Origin of the sequence: Jeongeupia sp. HS-3, from assembly GCF_015140455.1 — a bacterium.
GTDB lineage: Bacteria > Pseudomonadota > Gammaproteobacteria > Burkholderiales > Chitinibacteraceae > Jeongeupia.
Map to the genome: position 1 here is coordinate 3,329,868 of NZ_AP024094.1, position 17,263 is coordinate 3,347,130.

The 17,263-nt window shown below is 64.9% G+C and carries 16 protein-coding genes; 15 read left to right on the forward strand and 1 reads right to left on the reverse strand.

Translation table 11 applies throughout. The annotated features are described in order from the left end of the window. The first annotated feature begins 22 nt into the window (after window positions 1-22). The 5 genes from hemA to JLC71_RS16090 all read left to right on the forward strand — a co-directional run bounded on the left by hemA (window position 23) and on the right by JLC71_RS16090 (window position 4,663). The gene (gene hemA / locus JLC71_RS16070; protein WP_200916604.1) at window positions 23-1,276 is read left to right on the forward strand and encodes a glutamyl-tRNA reductase; all 1,254 of its coding nucleotides are present in this window, start codon (window positions 23-25) and stop codon (window positions 1,274-1,276) included. Beyond that, window positions 1,273-2,349, forward strand: a complete 1,077-nt coding sequence (gene prfA / locus JLC71_RS16075) for a peptide chain release factor 1 (RefSeq protein ID WP_200916605.1) — start codon at window positions 1,273-1,275, stop codon at window positions 2,347-2,349. Before hemA ends, prfA begins: the two co-directional genes overlap by 4 nt. Before the next feature lie 91 nt (window positions 2,350-2,440). Then, window positions 2,441-2,863, forward strand: coding sequence for a (4Fe-4S)-binding protein (locus tag JLC71_RS16080; RefSeq protein ID WP_200916606.1), 423 nt, complete (start codon window positions 2,441-2,443; stop codon window positions 2,861-2,863). 17 nt (window positions 2,864-2,880) lie between these two features. Beyond that, window positions 2,881-4,230 carry a glutathione-disulfide reductase gene (gorA, locus tag JLC71_RS16085; RefSeq protein ID WP_200916607.1) on the forward strand — a complete coding sequence of 450 codons (1,350 nt, stop codon included), beginning with the start codon at window positions 2,881-2,883 and terminating at the stop codon, window positions 4,228-4,230. An 85-nt stretch (window positions 4,231-4,315) separates the two neighbouring features. Then, entirely contained in the window at window positions 4,316-4,663 is a 348-nt protein-coding gene (locus tag JLC71_RS16090; RefSeq protein ID WP_200916608.1) for a YgiW/YdeI family stress tolerance OB fold protein, read from the forward strand. 52 nt (window positions 4,664-4,715) lie between these two features. On the opposite strand, the gene JLC71_RS16095 is transcribed toward JLC71_RS16090, so the two are convergent. Continuing rightward, on the reverse strand, window positions 4,716-5,627 hold the full coding sequence (locus JLC71_RS16095) for a LysR family transcriptional regulator (RefSeq protein ID WP_200916609.1): 912 nt from the start codon (window positions 5,625-5,627) through the stop codon (window positions 4,716-4,718). 149 nt (window positions 5,628-5,776) lie between these two features. Between JLC71_RS16095 and JLC71_RS16100 the strand changes: the two genes are divergently transcribed. The 10 genes from JLC71_RS16100 (at window position 5,777) to JLC71_RS16145 (ending at window position 16,990) form a co-directional block, all read left to right on the forward strand. Beyond that, entirely contained in the window at window positions 5,777-6,892 is a 1,116-nt protein-coding gene (locus JLC71_RS16100) for an alkene reductase (RefSeq protein ID WP_200916610.1), read from the forward strand. Next, the gene (locus JLC71_RS16105) at window positions 6,889-7,905 is read left to right on the forward strand and encodes a zinc-binding alcohol dehydrogenase family protein (RefSeq protein WP_200916611.1); all 1,017 of its coding nucleotides are present in this window, start codon (window positions 6,889-6,891) and stop codon (window positions 7,903-7,905) included. The genes JLC71_RS16100 and JLC71_RS16105 overlap by 4 nt, the downstream gene beginning before the upstream one ends. Before the next feature lie 143 nt (window positions 7,906-8,048). After that, entirely contained in the window at window positions 8,049-9,902 is a 1,854-nt protein-coding gene (locus JLC71_RS16110) for a ribonuclease catalytic domain-containing protein (RefSeq protein ID WP_200916612.1), read from the forward strand. A gap of 12 nt (window positions 9,903-9,914) precedes the next feature. Then, window positions 9,915-10,508 carry a hypothetical protein gene (locus JLC71_RS16115; RefSeq protein ID WP_200916613.1) on the forward strand — a complete coding sequence of 198 codons (594 nt, stop codon included), beginning with the start codon at window positions 9,915-9,917 and terminating at the stop codon, window positions 10,506-10,508. Window positions 10,509-10,779: 271 nt separating this feature from the next. Then, entirely contained in the window at window positions 10,780-12,636 is a 1,857-nt protein-coding gene (locus JLC71_RS16685) for a M60 family metallopeptidase (protein WP_200916614.1), read from the forward strand. Window positions 12,637-12,856: 220 nt separating this feature from the next. Beyond that, on the forward strand, window positions 12,857-13,237 hold the full coding sequence (gene panD, locus JLC71_RS16125; protein WP_200916615.1) for an aspartate 1-decarboxylase: 381 nt from the start codon (window positions 12,857-12,859) through the stop codon (window positions 13,235-13,237). A 339-nt stretch (window positions 13,238-13,576) separates the two neighbouring features. Then, window positions 13,577-14,050 (forward strand): copper chaperone PCu(A)C, encoded by a 474-nt coding sequence (locus tag JLC71_RS16130; RefSeq protein ID WP_200916616.1) that lies wholly within the window; start codon window positions 13,577-13,579, stop codon window positions 14,048-14,050. A gap of 253 nt (window positions 14,051-14,303) precedes the next feature. Further along, on the forward strand, window positions 14,304-15,209 hold the full coding sequence (hemF, locus tag JLC71_RS16135; RefSeq protein WP_200916617.1) for an oxygen-dependent coproporphyrinogen oxidase: 906 nt from the start codon (window positions 14,304-14,306) through the stop codon (window positions 15,207-15,209). Between the two features lie 3 nt (window positions 15,210-15,212). Continuing rightward, entirely contained in the window at window positions 15,213-16,463 is a 1,251-nt protein-coding gene (locus tag JLC71_RS16140) for an APC family permease (RefSeq protein ID WP_200916618.1), read from the forward strand. A 14-nt stretch (window positions 16,464-16,477) separates the two neighbouring features. After that, window positions 16,478-16,990, forward strand: coding sequence for an O-acetyl-ADP-ribose deacetylase (locus JLC71_RS16145; protein ID WP_200916619.1), 513 nt, complete (start codon window positions 16,478-16,480; stop codon window positions 16,988-16,990). Window positions 16,991-17,263 lie beyond the last annotated feature (273 nt).

Below are 17,263 nucleotides of genomic sequence, written 5' to 3' on the forward strand. Positions count from 1 at the left end.
TGAATCATTTGCGCGCTTTGTAATGAATCTGCTCGTTCTCGGCATCAACCACCAGACCGCACCGCTTGCGGTCCGCGAGCGCCTTGCCTTTGGTGAAGTCGAGCTGCCGCGGGCGCTGGCCGAGCTGACACAGGTCAAGGGCGTCGCCGAAGCGGCGATTGTCTCGACCTGTAATCGCACCGAGGTCTATTGCAACGCCCGCGATGCCGAGGCCGTGCTCGGCTGGCTCGCCGCCAGCCGCGGTCGTGATGTTGCCGATATCGTCGCGCACCTCTACCGGCATGAAAACGATGCCGCGGTGCGTCACGCCTTTCGCGTGGCCTGTGGCCTCGATTCGATGGTCGTCGGCGAAACGCAGATTCTCGGCCAGCTGAAGGATGCCGAACGCGTCGCCCGCAGCGCCGGCAGTCTGGGCGTTTTGCTCAACGGGTTGTTCCAGCGCGCCTTTCAGGTTGCCAAGGATGTGCGCACCGAAACCAAGATCGGCGCGTCGTCGGTGTCGATGGCGGCGGCGTCGGTCAGGCTGGCCGAGCGGATCTACACCAGCGTGGCCGAATGCAAGGTGCTGTTTGTCGGTGCCGGTGAAATGATCGAACTGTGCGCCGCGCATTTCTGTGCGCAAAAGCCGCGCGGCGTGGTGATCGCCAACCGCACGCTCGAACGCGGCGAAAAACTCGCGGCGCAATATGGTGGCGAGGCCATGCTGCTGTCCGATATCGGCGCCCGGCTGGCCGAATTCGACATCGTCGTCAGCTCGACCGCCGCGCCGCTGCCGCTGATCGGCAAGGGCATGGTCGAGCGGGCGCTGAAGCTGCGCCGGCGCAAACCGATTTTCTTTGTCGATCTGGCCGTGCCACGCGATGTCGAGGCCGAGGTCGGCGATCTGGCCGATGCCTATCTGTATACCGTCGACGATTTGTCCGAAGTCGTGCGTCAGGGCGTTGCCAGCCGGGAGGCCGAAGTCGAGGCCGCCGAAGCGCTGGTGAGCGAAGGCGTCGCCGCGTTCAGGCAGTGGCAGGCCGGCCGTGCGCTGGTGCCGACGATACGCGAACTGAAAGACCAGGCCGACCGTGTGGCCCGCAATGAACTCGTGAAGGCGAAAAAGCGTCTCGCCGCCGGTGACGATGTCGACGAGGTGCTCGAACGCCTCGCCGAACAGGTCGCCGCCAAACTGTTGCATGCCCCGCTGGCGACGCTGAACGCCGCGGCCCCCCAAGACCAGGAACCGCTGGCCGCGAGCGCGCGCCGGCTGTTCCGTTTACCCGACCAGACATGAAACCGTCGATCCAGACCAAACTCTCGCAATTGTCCGACCGGCTTGAAGAAGTGGGGGCGCTGCTTGCATCCGAAGACGCCACCCGCGATATGGACCGCTACCGCAAGCTGACGCGCGAACACGCCGAGCTTGAACCGGTGGTGGCGCTGTTCAACGCCTTCCGCGCCACCGAGGCCGATATGGCCGCGGCCGAGGAAATGCTGTCCGATCCGGACATGAAGGAAATGGCCGAAGAAGAGATCGCCGCTGGCAAGGTACGGATCGCCGGGCTGGAAATCGAGCTGCAGAAAGCCCTGCTGCCCAAGGACCCGAACGACGAGCGCAATATCTTTCTCGAAATCCGCGCCGGTACCGGTGGCGACGAATCGGCGCTGTTCGCTGCCGACCTGTTCCGCATGTACACGCGCTACGCCGAACGCCAGCGCTGGCAGGTCGAGATCGTTTCGGCCAGCGAGTCGGACCTCGGCGGTTACAAGGAAGTGATCGCGCGCATCGTCGGTTTCGGCGCGTATTCGCGGCTCAAGTTCGAATCGGGCGGCCATCGTGTTCAGCGCGTGCCGGCGACCGAAACCCAGGGCCGCATCCACACCAGCGCGTGCACCGTGGCGGTGATGCCCGAGGCCGACGAGGTCGGCGAGGTCGACATCAATCCGGCCGATCTGCGCATCGATACCTTCCGCGCCAGCGGCGCCGGTGGCCAGCACATCAACAAGACCGATTCGGCCGTGCGGGTGATCCACCTGCCGACCGGCATCGTGGTCGAATGCCAGGACGACCGCAGCCAGCACAAGAACAAGGCCCGCGCGCTGGCGGTGCTGGCGGCACGGATCAAGGACGCGCAGACGCGCGAGGCGCAGGCCAAGGAAGCGGCGACGCGCAAGAGCCTGATCGGCTCGGGCGACCGCAGCGAGCGCATCCGCACCTACAACTTCCCGCAGGGGCGGATGACCGATCACCGCATCAATCTGACGCTGTACCGGCTCGAAGCGATCATGGACGGCGATCTGGACGAGCTGACGCAATCGCTCGTCAACGAGCAGCAGGCAGAGTTGCTGGCGCAGCTCGGCGAATGATCAAACGGCCCGCCTTGCGCGGGCCGTTTTGCGTGCAAGTCTGCCGGGTCGGCTAGATTGGAATCACAGCCACCCGCAGAGGAGAAGGGCGATGAGCGAACAGGGCAAGCGTTACAGCAATGGCGAAATCACCGTCCTGTGGCAGGCGGAGAAGTGCATCCACGCCAAACGCTGCTTTCATGGCCTGCCGGACGTGTTCGATCCGAAAAGCCGGCCGTGGATACGCATTGCCGCCGCCGGCAGCGACGACATCCGCCGCCAGGTGAACGACTGCCCGTCGGGGGCGCTGACCATCGTCGACGAACGCCAGCACGCCGCCTTGCCGGCCGGGCAGCCCTGTATCGAGCTGTTGCCCGATGGGCCGCTGCTGGTGCACGGCGCGCTGACGCTCAAGCTTTACAACGGTGACGAGCACGCCTGCGAAGCGGGCACCACGGCCTTGTGTCGCTGCGGTGCCTCGGCCAACAAACCGTTTTGTGATGGCTCGCATCGGCGTGTCGGTTTCAAGGGGTAGCACTCCAAGGGGAAAGCATGAAAGAAGTCGATCTGTTCGTGATTGGTGGTGGCTCGGGCGGTGTGCGCGCGGCGCGGATTGCCGCAGGCCACGGTGCCAGGGTGGCGATTGCCGAGGAAGCCGACTTCGGCGGCACTTGCGTCAACCGCGGCTGCGTGCCGAAAAAGCTGCTGGTTTACGCCAGCCGTTACCGCGGCGATTTCGACGAGGCGGCGGCGTTCGGCTGGCGGGTCGCCGATATGTCTTTTGACTGGAACACGCTGATCGCCAACAAGGACCGCGAGATCGCCCGGCTCGAAGCGGTGTACCGGCGCAATCTCGACAAGGCCGGCGTCGCCATTCACGCGCAGCGCGCGGTACTCGACGACGCGCACACCGTACGGCTCGCCGACGGCCAGCGCATCCGCGCCGGCAAAATCCTGATCGCCACCGGCGGCCGGCCCTACCGGGGCCCGGCGTTCGAGGGCCAGGAACTGGCGATCACCTCGGACGAAGCCTTCCACCTGGGCGAACTGCCGCGACGCATCGTCATCGTCGGCGGGGGTTACATCGCGGTTGAGTTCGCCGGCATCTTTGCCGGCCTCGGCAGCGAGACGACGCTGGTGCACCGTGGCGAGCGGCTGCTGCGCGGCTTCGATGCCGAGCTCGCCGATGAACTGGCGAGTGTCTACGGCCGCAACGGCATCGGGCTGCGCCTCGGCGCGACGGTGAACCGCATCGTCCAGGACGCCGGCGGACTGACGGTCAGCCTGTCCGACGGCAGCGTCGCGCACGCCGACGTGGTGATGCTGTGCACCGGCCGCCGGCCGTACACCGGCGGGCTCGGCCTCGATGCCGCCGGCGTGGCGCTGGCCCGGTCCGGCGCGATCCTCGTCGACGCTGCTTCGCGGACCAATGTGCCGTCGGTGTTCGCCGTCGGCGACGTCACCGACCGCGTCAACCTGACGCCGGTGGCGATCCGCGAAGGCCACGCGTTTGCCGAGCGCGAATTCGGCGGCACGCCGCAAGCGATCGACTACGACCTCATCCCGACCGCGGTGTTCTCGACGCCCGAGCTCGGCACCGTTGGCCTGCCCGAGGCGGCGGCGCGCGAGCGTTATCCGCAGCTCAAGGTGTTCCGCACCGGTTTCAGGACGATGCGTTCGGCGTTTGCCGGCGGCGACGAGCGGATGCTGATGAAGCTGTTGGTCGACGGTGAAACCGACCGCATCGTCGGCGTCCACGTGCTCGGCGATGCGGCGGCCGAAATGATCCAGCTCGCCGGCGTCGCGATGACCGCCGGCGCGACCAAGGCGCAGTTCGACATGACGATGGCGCTGCACCCGAGCGCGGCCGAGGAGCTGGTGACGCTGCGTCAGGCGTCGTAGCAGCGTGAATAGTTGCCGGAACCGGGACGGGCGATGCGCGCTCGAACCCGGTTATCCGGTTCAAGTTCAATAACAAGGAGCGACCATGAAGAAGATCATCCTCGCCGGCGCGCTGGCGCTGAGCACCGGTTTTGCCGCCGCGGCCTTCGTCGGCCCGAACAGCGCGCCGCTGATGACCACCGCAGCCGATGCGGCCAAGGCGGCCGACGATGTGCCGGTGGTACTCGAAGGCTATGTGGTCAAGGCGCTGGGCAACGACCATTACGAGTTCCGCGACAACACCGGCACGATCAAGGTCGAGATCGACCACGACAAATGGCCGGCGCAGAACGTCACGCCGCAGATGAAGGTGCGCCTGTCGGGCAAGGTCGACCGCAGCAAGCTCACCGGCTTCGAGGACATCGACGTCAAGCTGGTCGAGATCATCAAGTAAGCGCCGCACCTGCCGCACCGACAAGGCCCGCCTTCGCGCGGGCCTTGTCGTTTCAGACCACCGCAGCGCGTCCCAGTTTCGCAACGCAGAAATCGTGGAAGGCGCGCACCCGCGGCGGCAGTTGCCGGCCGCCCGGGCGCACCAGATAGAGCGGCGTCGGTTCGCCGAGCCAGTCCGGCAGCGCCGTGGTCAGCCGGCCGGCGGCCAGATCGTCGGCAACATCGAGTTCGGATTTGTAGGCGATGCCATAGCCGCGCAGCGCCCATTCGCGCACGATGGCGCCATCGTTGGCGTAGCGGGCAGGGCGGATCACTACGGTTTCGGCCCCGGCGCCGTCGGCCCGGCAGAAGCGCCAGCCGACATGGGCGCTGTCGCGGATGCAGAACGCAAGGCAACGGTGGCCGGCCAGCCCGGCCGGGGTCTCCGGCATGCCGTGGCGGGCCCAGTAGGCAGGGCTGGCGACGAGCACCCGGCGGCTGTCCGGCGCCAGCGGCGTGGCGATCACGGCGCCGTCCTGCTGTTCACCGGAGCGGAAGGCCAGATCGATCGAGCCGGCGACCAGGTCGTCGACGCGGTCGGACAACAGCAGGTGCGGTACCACCGCCGGATGCTGCGCGCAGAATTCGTCGAGCCAGTCGAGCACGAAGCAGCGGCCGAAATCGGACGGCGCCGAGACGCGCAGCGGCCCGACCAGTTCGCCACGATGCGCGGCGAGCGCGTCGCGACCGGCGTCGAGCGCCTGCTGCGCCGCCAGCGCGCTGCGGTACCAGATTTCGCCCTCGGCCGTTAGCGAGAGCTGTCGCGTGCTGCGCAGGAAGAGCCGTGCGCCGAGCTGGGCCTCCAGCCTTTTGAGCGCCACCGACAAGGCCGCCGGCGTCTGGTTGAGGTCGCGCGCGGCGCCCGAGAGCGAGCCGCGCTCGACGATGCGCAAAAACCAGTCCCAACCGGGTAGATCGCTAGCCATTGCAGGCTCCTGATTCTCAACAAAATATTGAAAATGTTTTGAGGATTATCGGCTTTTTACATTGCGGCGGCGCGCGCATGATGCGGGCTGGATTTAGTCAAAGGGAGCCGCAGCATGACATCAGCCATCTTCACGCCGGGGACGCCGCGATGAGTCGCCGCCTGTTCACCCCGCATGCGCTCGCCGGCTTGTCGCTACCGAACCGTATCGTCATGCCACCAATGACGCGCGCCCGCAGCACGCAGCCCGGCAACGTTCCCAATGCGCTGATGGCCGGGTATTACGCCCAGCGCGCCGACGCCGGGCTGATCATTGCCGAGGCGACGCAGATCAGCCCGACGAGCCAGGGCTATTCGTTCACGCCGGGTGTCCACAGCGCCGAACAGGTCAACGGCTGGCGCAAGGTCACCGACGCGGTGCACACGGCCGACGGGCGCATCTTCCTGCAGCTGTGGCACGTCGGTCGGGTGTCGCACCCGGTCTTTCACGATGGCGGTCAGCCGGTGGCGCCGTCGGCGCTCCAGCCCAAGGGCACGCAGGTCTGGGTCGTCGGTGACGATGGCGTCGGCCGCATGCTCGATTGTCCGATGCCGCGCGCGCTGGCGGTCGAGGAAATCGCCGAGATCGTCGAGGATTTCCGCGTCGCCGCGCGCAATGCGATGACCGCCGGTTTCGACGGGGTCGAAATTCACGGTGCCAACGGCTATCTGGTCGACCAGTTCCTGCGCGGCGTCTCGAACCACCGCGACGACGACTACGGCGGCAGCCCGCAAAAGCGCATCCGCTTCCTGCAGGAAGTCGTCAGTGCGGTCGCCGACGAGATCGGCGCCGAGCGCACCGGCATCCGGCTGGCGCCGTTCATCACCTTCAAGGACATGGCCGATCCCGACATCGGCGACACTATCCTGCTCGCCGCCGAATGGCTCGCCGGCAAGGTCGCCTACCTGCACCTGTCCGAGGCCGACTGGGACGACGCGCCGCAGATTCCCGACGACTTCCGCGTCGCGCTGCGATCGCGCTTCGCCGGCACCATCATCGTCGCCGGCCGCTACGACGCGGCGCGCGCCGAGGCGGTGCTCGACGCCGGCTGGGCCGATCTCGTTGCCTTCGGCCGCCCCTACATCGCCAACCCGGATCTGCCGGCGCGGCTGGAACACCGCTGGCCGCTGGCCGCGCCCGACCCGGCCTCGCTGTTCGGCGGCACCGCCGCCGGCTATACCGATTACCCGACCTATGCCGCGCAAGCCGCTGGAGAACCCGCATGAAAGCCGTTGCCCTGAGCCGTTACCTGCCGATCACCGATGCCGACGCGCTGCTCGACGTCGAGCTGCCCAAGCCCGTTGCCGCCGGTCGCGATCTGCTGGTCAGCATCGAGGCGATCGCCGTCAACCCGGTCGACACCAAGGTGCGCGCGCCGAAAGACAAGGTCGAGCCCAGCCCCAAGGTGCTCGGCTGGGACGCCGCCGGCGTGGTCGAAGCGGTCGGCCCGGATGTGACGCTATTCAAGGCTGGCGATCCGGTCTATTACGCCGGCGACCTCACCCGGCCGGGCAGCAATGCCGAGTATCAACTGGTCGACGAACGCATCGCCGCAATCCGTCCGGCCACGCTGAACGCCGCCGATGCTGCGGCCCTGCCGCTGACGGCGATCACCGCGTGGGAAGCACTGTTCGACCGGCTCGGCGTCGGCCGCAACGGCGAAGACAGGGGCAGGACCGCGCTGATCATCGGCGGCGCCGGTGGCGTCGGCTCGATCGCGATCCAGCTCGCCAAAACGCTCGCCGGGCTGACCGTGATCGCCACCGCGTCGCGGCCCGAATCGCGCGACTGGGTGAAGGCGCTCGGCGCCGACGCGACCGTCGACCACCGCAGCGACATCGCCGCACAGCTCAAGGCGCTCGGCCATGAGACGGTTGATTTCATCCTGTGCTTCAACGACACCGACCGGCACTTCGCGACGATGGCGCAGCTGATCGCGCCGCGAGGAAGGATCGTCAGCATCGTCGAGACCGCCACGCTGCTCGACCTGAACCTGCTGAAGGCCAAGAGCGCGACCTTCGTCTGGGAAATGATGTTTACCCGTTCGATGTACCAGACGCCGGACATGGTGAAGCAGCACGAACTGCTGACCGAGGTGGCGAAGCTGGTCGACGCCGGCACGCTGCGCACGACCGTCGGTGCGCATTACGGCCAGATCAACGCCGCCAATCTCAGGCGGGCGCATGCAACGCTCGAAGCCGGGCAGATGATCGGCAAGATCGTGCTGGCGGGTTTCTGAACCAGGCGGCATCGCCCGGCGTGCCATCGGTGAAGTGAGCGCTGCGCCGGGCGCTGCAACCGCCTTGATTTGACACTGTTTTCGCCGCAGCCTGGCAAGGCCGCTGCTGTATAATCTGCGGTTTTTGCCCGGCGGCTTGGTGTATGCACGTTTTTTATGACGAGGATGGCGGATTCAAGGTCGCCACGGTGAAAGAGGCGCAGGCTGCCAGCTTCATGATCGAAGACGTGCGCGGCAAGCGCGGCAAGATCAAGGCGGCCAACGTGCTGCTCAAGTTCGAGCGCCCCGATCCGGCCAGCTTGCAGAGCGAAGCCGAGGCCCTGGCTGCGGATATCGACGTCGATTTCCTCTGGGAAGTCTGCGGCGCCGACGAGTTCGGCTTTGACGATATCGCCGCCGAGTACTTTGGCGCGGGCCCGACGCCGCAGCAGCAGGCCGCGGTACTGATCCGCATCTCGCAAGCGCCGATGTACTTCTACAAGAAGGGCCGTGGCCGCTACAAGGCCGCGCCCGAAGAGAACGTCAAGGCGGCGCTGGCCGGGCTGGAGCGCAAGAAGCGCGAAGCCGAGCAGATGGCCGCCTGGCAGGCCGAGCTTGAAGCCGGCGCGCTGCCGGAGGCGTTCGCGCCCAATCTCAAGCGCCTGATCCACCGTCCGGACAAGAACAGCCTTGAATACAAGGCGCTCGCCGCCGCCGCCGATGCGCAGCACACCAGCGTGCTGCGGCTGCTCGATCACGTCGGCGCGATTCCCGATATCGAGCAGTATTTCCTCGATAGCTTCGAAATCGAATACTTCCCCAAGGGGCGCACCGGCGTCACCGACGCCAACCTCGCCGCACCCGACGATCTGCGGCTCGCCGATGTCGAGGCATTCTCGATCGACGACGTCACCACGACCGAAATCGACGACGCCTTCAGCATCAAGAAGCTGGCCAACGGCAACTGGCAGGTCGGCATCCATATCGCCGCGCCGGTGCTGGGTATCGCGCCGGGCAGCCCGCTCGATGAGCAGGTGTTCGAGCGGCTGTCGACCGTGTATTTCCCCGGCGACAAGATCACCATGCTGCCGGATTCGGCGGTCGATGTGTTCACGCTTGAGGCCGGCAGCGCCCGCCCGGCGGTGAGCATGTATCTGGAGCTGAATCCGGGGCTGGACGTGGTGGCGCATCGTTCGCAGGTCGAACGCGTGCCCATGGTCGCCAATCTGCGTCACGACCAGATCGAAACGCATTTCAATGAAGACACCGCCGGCAAGGATGGCGGTGACTATCCGTACAGGACCGAACTGAACTTCCTCTGGACCTTGGCCAACGCGCTTGAAGCCCGCCGTGGTCGCGCCGAAGACCCGAACGCGCCGGTGCGGCTCGATTACAGCTTCTATGTCGACAAGCTCGCCGATGGCACGAAGAAGGTGCGCATCCAGCCACGCAAGCGCGGCTCACCGATGGACAAGCTCGTCGCCGAGATGATGATCTTCGTCAACAGCACCTGGGGCATGGATTTGCACAAGGCCGAGATCGCGGCGATCTACCGGGTGCAAGGGCAGGGGCGTGTGCGCATGACCACGCAGTTCGGCCCGCACGTTGGCCTTGGTGTTGAATGCTACGCCTGGTCGAGTTCGCCGCTGCGCCGCGCGGTCGACTTCGTCAACCAGACGCAGATTGTCTCGATGATTCGCGAGACGACGCCGCGCTTTGCCAAGAACGATGCCGAGCTCTTTGGCGCGATCGGTTCCTTCGATACCGCCTACGCGGCGTATGGTGAATTCCAGGACAAGATGGAACGTTACTGGTGCCTGCGCTACCTTGAACAGGAGAACCTGACCGAATTGAGCGCGACCCTGATCAAGGAGAACCTCGTGCGCATCGATGGCATGCCAATGGTCATGCGTGTGCCGGGTTTGCCGGAATTGCCGGCCGGTTCATCGGTCAAACTGCAAAGGCTGGCGATCGACTTTCTTGAACTCACCGTCGACTGCCGTCTGGCAACCATCTGAACAGGCCTGACCATGTTGCCCAAACGAAAACTCAATGAACTCTTGCCGGTGCGCTTTCGCAACGGTGAACAGGTCAGACAATTCTCCAAGCCCTGCGTGCGCTGCGGCAATATGCTCGAGGCGCGTGACATGGAGGGTGCGGCGCGGCTGATCGAAGATCACCTTGCCATCGCCGCGACCGCGCGCTGCCCCAAGTGCGGCGACTCCTTCGGCATTGCCTGCGTGATCGAGAACAACAAGCGCGTTCGTCGTGTCGTCATCCCGGCATGGGCCTTCGGTTTTTACCTGCGGAATCTGCCGGTACAGCCGGGCGAAATGGCGCCCACAGCGGCCGAATCGCGCCAGAGCCAAGGTCAGGGGCGGGCCCAGAGCCCGAACCCGCCAAGCGCTGGCGATGCGGCGCCGGTTCACCGTGCGCCGGCGCGGATCGATCATCGCAATATCGTGCGCGCCGACGAGCTGGTCGGCCGCTATGGCGACAAGCCGATTCCTGCCTGGGTGGTCGTTGATGGCCTGCAACTCAATTTCGAGCGGGTCGAGTTGGGTGATCACGTTGCGGTGGGCGAATTCCTGCTCGACGGCTGCCTGGTTTACCGGGCGGTATGATGCCCAGTTCCGTCTGACAAACCGGCCGCAAGGCCGGTTTTTCTTTGTCCGGCCCGCCTATGCGCCGCTGCTCCGAAACGACCATCGGCGGCTTTGGCCGGATGGACGAGCGGGGTGCCGCTTGCCAAAAACGCCATATATTAGAATATGTTGTTTTAATGATGTTTTGGCGTGACCTGCGCTTGTCTTACCCCTTCTGCATTGAAAGAATCGGCTCCCCATGTCGGCGAACGGACATGGCACTGACTCCAAAATAAAGAGGATGGACGAGATGAAGACGAAGCAGACGATCGCGGCGGCGCTCTTGCTTGCACTGACATCACCGGCATGGGCAGCGGCGTGGAGTAACACTCAGGTTTACGTGGCGGGGAATACCGCCGATTACGCCGGCAAGACCTGGCGGGCGAAATGGTGGACTCAGGGCAACGCCCCGGGGGCCGAGCAATGGGGGCCATGGGAGGTGGTCAGCGGGACAACGACACCAAGCCCGCTTCCGACGCCGACGCCGACGCCGACCCCGACCCCGACCCCGACCCCGACCCCGACCCCGACCCCGACCCCGACCCCCGTCGGACAGTACCCCGCCTGGGATGCGGCCAAGATCTACGATACATCGGGTCAACGCGTCAGCTTTGGCGGTCAAGTCTACGAGAACCAGTGGTGGACGCGTGGTGACAGTCCGGCGACCAACTCGGGCGGTATCGGTTCGGGCAAGGTCTGGCTGTTGATCGGTTCGGTGACGCCGCCACCAAGCCCGACACCTGCACCGACGCCTGCGCCAACACCCAAGCCCAGCCCCGTCCCGACGCCGGCTCCTACACCGGTGCCGACGCCTGCACCAAGCCCGATCCCCACCCCTGCGCCAACCCCGGTCGGCAGCATCGTGCCGGCGCGCCAGCTGGTGCTGGAGCAGCCCGGCGACATCGGCAAACTGCGGGCCGCGCAATTGCGTTCGTTCAACCACACGCCATTTCAGTCCACCGGCTACTGGGTGCAGCCGGGCGATGTGCTGGTGGTCAGCTATTACTTCACCGGCGCCGCACCGAGCAAGAACCCGGAAATCTGGATCCACTCGATCGATGACAACACCTGGAACTACGACAGCGATCAGAAGGTGAAGCTGGGCGTCGGTTCGACCACGATCACCGCGACCAAGGCCGGCGCGGTCTACGTTTCGGTGTTCAATGACCCGACCGGCGGCGAGATGAGCGTCGAACTGGTTTCGGGCGGCAGGGTGATGCCGCGCTTCGTGCTTGGCGAACATACGGCGGCGCAGTGGTCGCAGATGCTGGCCAACTACGGCTCCGCGCCGTATGCAGAGCTGGTGGGCAAGCGCATGATGCTGACCACGACGCTGGCCAAGGCCAGGACGCACGTCGATGATCCGCTGGCGTTGATGAATCGTTGGGATGAAATCGTTCGGCTTGAAGACGAGCAGTACGGCATCAAGCCCGGCAACGCCTGGCCGCACAACCCGACGCCGCATCGCTTCCATTTCGTCGAGCTGCCGCCGTACGACGGCTGGATGTACGCGTGGCAGTACCGGATGGCGAGCGCGTCCGCCGATGGTGCGATTGGCGCGGTCTTGAACGCCAACACCTTGCGTACCGACGGCTGGGGGCCGTGGCACGAGCTGGGGCATCAGTACCAGATGTCGTCGATGACCTGGGCCGGGCAAACCGAGGTAACGGTGAATCTGTCGTCGGCCTATGTGCAGCGCGCGCTGGGTCAGCCGTCGCGTTTCGAGACCCAGGGCACCTGGACCAAGACCTTTAGCCATCTCGCTCAGCCCGTTCGCGATTTCGCCGCGCAGTCCGATTTGTTTGTGCGGGCGACGATGTTCTGGCAACTGGATCTGTCCTTCGGTCGCGACTTCTACGCCAAGCTCGGCACGAACTATCGCAATATGCCGGCGGCGCAACGGCCGTCGACCGATGTGGCGAAGACGCAGACCTTCGTGGTCGAAACCAGCCGGGTTGCCGGTTACGACTTGACGAGCTTCTTCGAGCGCTGGGGGATCCCGGTCGACGCGGCGACGCGGACGACGCTCTCGACAATGGGCTTGCAGCCGCTATCGGCACCGATCTGGGAAAATCGCGACAGCAACGTCAAGTACAAGTTTTATTGAACCGGCGGTGATCGCGGAGCACTTGAGACCGGGCCTTGGGCCCGGTTTTTTTTCGCGGCGGCGGCTCGAACACCGGCGCCGGCGGTTCTAGCCGGGTAGGGGGCGTGGCGGGGCCAGATGTATCAAGCCGGCCGCTTGGCGAAAATACCGCTTGGATTGCCGGATGCGAGGTTTATAATCCTGAGCCCTGTACATAGCTTCAGCCAGGCCGAGGTTCGCCATGCAACGTTCGATGCTCAAATCCAAGATCCACCGTGTCACCACGACCCACTCGGAACTCAATTACGAGGGTTCGTGTGCGATTGACGAGAATCTGTTGGAAGCGGCAAACATCCTTGAATACGAAGAAATCGAAATCTGGAACGTCACCAACGGTGCGCGGCTGGCGACCTACGCCATCAAGGCCGCACGCGGTTCGGGCATCATTTCGGTGAACGGCTCGGCTGCACGCCAGGCCCAGGTTGGCGATATGCTGATCATTGCGACCTTCGCCCGTTACGAAGAGGCGGAAATCGTCAAGCACGAGCCGTCGCTGGTGTTCGTCGACGAAGCCAACCGCATGGTCAGCGTCAAGCACGCCACGCCGACACAGATGGTCTAAGCGTCGCGGTCGTCGCGGCAGCGAGCTGTCTTCGGGCCACCTTCGGGTGGCCTTTGCGTTTGGTCCGTGATGAACGGCAAGCCAGAAAACTTGCAATTAGCGTGAATATTGCCGATATCTGATGAGAGCACACTGTGCGACTGATGCACCGAGGCCAGGCCCAAAAGCCTGGCCTTTTTGTTGCCCGCGCGCCTAAGTACAATCCGGCCAGCGTCCTCCCGTCCGGGGCATGGTGCGCGCTTGCCGCTGCGATATCCGAGCCGGCGACTTGCGAGCAGCACTGGCGCGGCAATTGGAATCAGTAAAAAAACAATCCAGATCTCGACCAAGGAATACCCGATGAAATCCATCCGCATGCTGTGCGGCGGCCTTGTGATGGCTGCCTTATCGTTGAGCGCCCAGGCGCACGAATACAAGGCCGGCGAGCTGTTCATCCACCACCCGTGGGCGCGTGCCACGCCACCGGGCGCGCAAAGTGGCGGTGTGTTCCTGCTGGTGAAAAACAGCGGCGACAAGGCCGACGAGCTGATCGGCGTTGAAACCGCCGCCGCCGGCACCGCCGAGCTGCACCAGATGAAGCTGGAGAACGGCGTGATGAAAATGAATGCCGTCACCTCGGTCGAGATTCCGGCCAAGGGTGAAGCCGAACTCAAGCCCGGCGGCTATCACGTGATGCTGTTCAAGCTGGTCGCGCCTTTGAAGGAAGGCGACAAGTTTCCGCTGACGCTGAAGTTCAAGCGTGGCGGCAGCGTCAAGGTCGATATCAAGGTCGAAGCGATGGGGGCGAAGGCCGAGGCGATGCACGTGCACTGAGCTCGACCTCATTAGGCGGCTGCGCCTGCGCATTTTGTCCTCGTCCGATGCTCGGAATCCTCATGGACTTGATGTCCATTCCGGTTCCTGTGCTTCGGGCGTGAACAAACTGCTTTGGCTCGTTCGCCTACTGAGGCGAGCTATCGTCGAATACGGCCCGTGTATCGGGCCGTTTTGCATGGTGCAGGCACGGGAAGGCCGGGCGACACAGGCGTATCATTCGGGGCATTCACCAATGCAGCCGGAAGCCGCCATGAACCCGATCGCCGTCAAGGATTACCTGCTCTCCTTGCAGCAGAACATCGTCGCCACGCTGGAGAGCCATGACGGTGGCACTTTCATCGCCGATCGCTGGGAGCGGCCGGCTGGCGGTGGCGGTGTCAGCCGGGTGATCGAGGACTCGGCCTTGTTCGAGCGCGGTGGCGTGCTGTTCTCGCATGTGCTCGGCGACGCGATGCCGGGCTCTGCAACCGCGCACCGGCCCGAGCTGGCCGGCCGCAGCTGGGAGGCGATGGGGGTGTCGCTGGTGCTGCACCCGAAGAACCCCTATATCCCGACCGTGCACCTGAATGTGCGCTTTTTCCGCGCCTACGCCGACGGCGTCGACGACGTGTTCTGGTTCGGCGGTGGCATGGATCTGACGCCGTATTACGGCTTCGAGGAAGATGCCGTCCACTTCCACGCCACCTGTCGCGATGCACTGGCGCCGTTCGGCGACGGCTACTACCCCAAGTTCAAGGACTGGTGCGATGGCTATTTCTTCCTCAAGCATCGCAACGAGGCACGCGGCATCGGCGGCATTTTCTTCGATGATCTGACCGAACTCGGTTTCGACGGCGGTTTCGCGATGATCCGCGCCGTCGGCGACGCTTTCCTGCCGGCGTATACGACCATCGTCGAGCGCCGCCGCGAACTGGCCTGGAGCGAGCGCGAGCGCGACTGGCAGGCGTACCGGCGCGGCCGCTATGTCGAATTCAACCTGGTCTGGGATCGCGGCACGCTGTTCGGCCTGCAGTCGGGCGGCCGCACCGAATCCATCCTCTGTTCGATGCCGCCGTCGGCCAAATGGCGCTACGACTGGCAACCGCCAAACGGCTCGGAAGAAGAACGGCTGCTGACCGACTTCCTGCCGATCCGCGATTGGCTGCGCGAGGCCTGAACCGTGTCCTTGCTCAGCACCCGCCACCTGACCGCCTACTACGTCTCATCCCTGGTCGGTTCGGGCATTCTGGTCATTCCGGCGATGGCGGCCGAAATCGCCGGCCCGGCCGCCTTGATCGCGTGGCTGGCGCTGGTGGCGCTGTCTTATCCGGTGGCGCTGGTGTTCGCGCGGATTTCGGTCGCGTACCCCGATAGCAGCGGCATCGTGCGCTTCCTCGGCGTGTGCTTTCCACCGGTCGCGGCGCGCATCGCGGCTCTGCTGCTGCTGGGGACGATGATCCTCGGCAATCCGGTCGTCGGCCTCGCGGCGGCGCGTTATTTCTGCCACGCCCTCGGCATCACCAGTCCGTGGGGGCTGACGGCGATGGCGATCGCGGTGATGTGGGGCAATGTCGCGTTCAACCTCGGTGGCCTGCGTTTCGGCAGCCGCATGCAGACCTTGATGTTGTCGGCATTGGTGATCGTGCTGATCGGCGTGTTGGTGCTGGCCTTGCCGGCATCAAATACCGCCAATCTGGCACCGTTCGCGCCAAACGGCTTGTGGGCGGTCGGGATTGCCGCATCGGTGTGCTTCTTTTCGTTTCTGGGTTGGGAGAACGTCTCGACCGTCGCCACGCAGGTGAAAACGCCGGAAACGACGTTCCCGCGCGCGATCCGGCTGGCGCTGGTCGCCGTCGGCGGTCTTTATTTAGGCATCGCCGTCGTCTATGCGCTGGTGGTGCCGGCCGACGAAATCGGCGGCCAGTACGCGGTGATCAGCGCCTTGCTCGAACGCAGCGTGGGCCCGCGCGCCGGGCTGGCGGCCGATCTGATCGGCGGGGTGCTGTTGTTTGTCACCAGCAACGTCTGGGTGCTGGCGGCGGGGCGGCTGATGTCGGCCACTGCGCGAGATGGCGGCCTGCCGCCATGGCTGGCGCGCACCGTCGGCCGGGGCGAAACCCCGGTGCCGGCGCTGTGGCTGCTCGCGGCCTTGTACGCGCTGGTGTTGCTGGGCCTGCGCGTGTCGGGCCATAACGAGATGGCGATCATCCACTTGGCCGACCTGAATTTTCTGCTGGTTTACCTGTTTACCTTCTGGGCTGCTTGGCGGCACTTCCCCGATGCACCAACGCGGCGCCGGGCGCTGGCGGCGCTGGTCGGTACGGCGATGTTTTTGCCGTTCTTCATTTCCGGCGCGCGCTGGTCGGCGCTGGCGATTGCCATCGTCGCCGCGTGGGCGTGGTGGCGCAAACCACAGACTGTGGCAGCCTGATTCGGGAGAGACGAATGAGCCGCTTGCTGATTACCCCCGGTGACATCACCACCCTGGCGGTCGATGCCATCGTCAATGCCGCGAACACATCATTGCTCGGCGGTGGTGGCGTTGACGGCGCGATCCACCGCGCCGCCGGCCCGGGCCTGCTGGCCGAGTGCCGCACGCTGGGTGGCTGCCCGACCGGCGAGGCCAGGATCACCGCCGGCTACGATCTGCCGGCGCGCTACGTGATTCATACAGTCGGCCCGGTCTGGCACGGCGGCGACCATGGCGAGGCCGCGCTGCTGGCAAGTTGCTATCGGCAGAGCATCTTGCTGGCCGAGGCGCACGGGATAAGCAGCCTGGCGTTTCCGGCGATCAGCTGCGGCGTGTACGGTTATCCGCTTGAGGCTGCAGTCGATATCGCCGTCACCACGGTGCGAAACATGCTTGCCGAGGCCGCCGCTGTGGCTGAAATCCACTTCGTGGCTTTCGATGACAAGGTATTAAAGGCTTATCAAACAAGGCTTGGCATCGACCGTTGATCGCCTGTAGCACCAAGGCACTGAGCTACATTAAGTTTTTTGCATTTCAAACAATGCAGCACCGTTTTTTTCTGGCAAACTCGATCATCCGACCAAGCCAAATACTTACCGGTTTGTGGTTGGTGCAGCCCTTGCCTTGATGCAGCGTGCCTGCTGCGCGGCAACGCCGTGCGCGGTGCGTTGCGTTGAAATGACTGCCCGAACACCTCAAAGCTGGCCTGTGGCCGGCTTTTTTATCGCCTTTTATTTGTCGCATTTTGGCCAGCAGCCGCT

Excerpts from the sequence above, each read along its gene's own strand:
- hemA (WP_200916604.1), top strand. The coding sequence starts at position 23 with ATGAATCTGCTCGTTCTCGGCATCAACCACCAGACCGCACCGCTTGCG.
- prfA (WP_200916605.1), top strand. The coding sequence starts at position 1,273 with ATGAAACCGTCGATCCAGACCAAACTCTCGCAATTGTCCGACCGGCTT.
- JLC71_RS16080 (WP_200916606.1), top strand. The coding sequence starts at position 2,441 with ATGAGCGAACAGGGCAAGCGTTACAGCAATGGCGAAATCACCGTCCTG.
- gorA (WP_200916607.1), top strand. The coding sequence starts at position 2,881 with ATGAAAGAAGTCGATCTGTTCGTGATTGGTGGTGGCTCGGGCGGTGTG.
- JLC71_RS16090 (WP_200916608.1), top strand. The coding sequence starts at position 4,316 with ATGAAGAAGATCATCCTCGCCGGCGCGCTGGCGCTGAGCACCGGTTTT.
- JLC71_RS16095 (WP_200916609.1), bottom strand. The coding sequence starts at position 5,627 with ATGGCTAGCGATCTACCCGGTTGGGACTGGTTTTTGCGCATCGTCGAG.
- JLC71_RS16100 (WP_200916610.1), top strand. The coding sequence starts at position 5,777 with ATGAGTCGCCGCCTGTTCACCCCGCATGCGCTCGCCGGCTTGTCGCTA.
- JLC71_RS16105 (WP_200916611.1), top strand. The coding sequence starts at position 6,889 with ATGAAAGCCGTTGCCCTGAGCCGTTACCTGCCGATCACCGATGCCGAC.
- JLC71_RS16110 (WP_200916612.1), top strand. The coding sequence starts at position 8,049 with ATGCACGTTTTTTATGACGAGGATGGCGGATTCAAGGTCGCCACGGTG.
- JLC71_RS16115 (WP_200916613.1), top strand. The coding sequence starts at position 9,915 with ATGTTGCCCAAACGAAAACTCAATGAACTCTTGCCGGTGCGCTTTCGC.
- JLC71_RS16685 (WP_200916614.1), top strand. The coding sequence starts at position 10,780 with ATGAAGACGAAGCAGACGATCGCGGCGGCGCTCTTGCTTGCACTGACA.
- panD (WP_200916615.1), top strand. The coding sequence starts at position 12,857 with ATGCAACGTTCGATGCTCAAATCCAAGATCCACCGTGTCACCACGACC.
- JLC71_RS16130 (WP_200916616.1), top strand. The coding sequence starts at position 13,577 with ATGAAATCCATCCGCATGCTGTGCGGCGGCCTTGTGATGGCTGCCTTA.
- hemF (WP_200916617.1), top strand. The coding sequence starts at position 14,304 with ATGAACCCGATCGCCGTCAAGGATTACCTGCTCTCCTTGCAGCAGAAC.
- JLC71_RS16145 (WP_200916619.1), top strand. The coding sequence starts at position 16,478 with ATGAGCCGCTTGCTGATTACCCCCGGTGACATCACCACCCTGGCGGTC.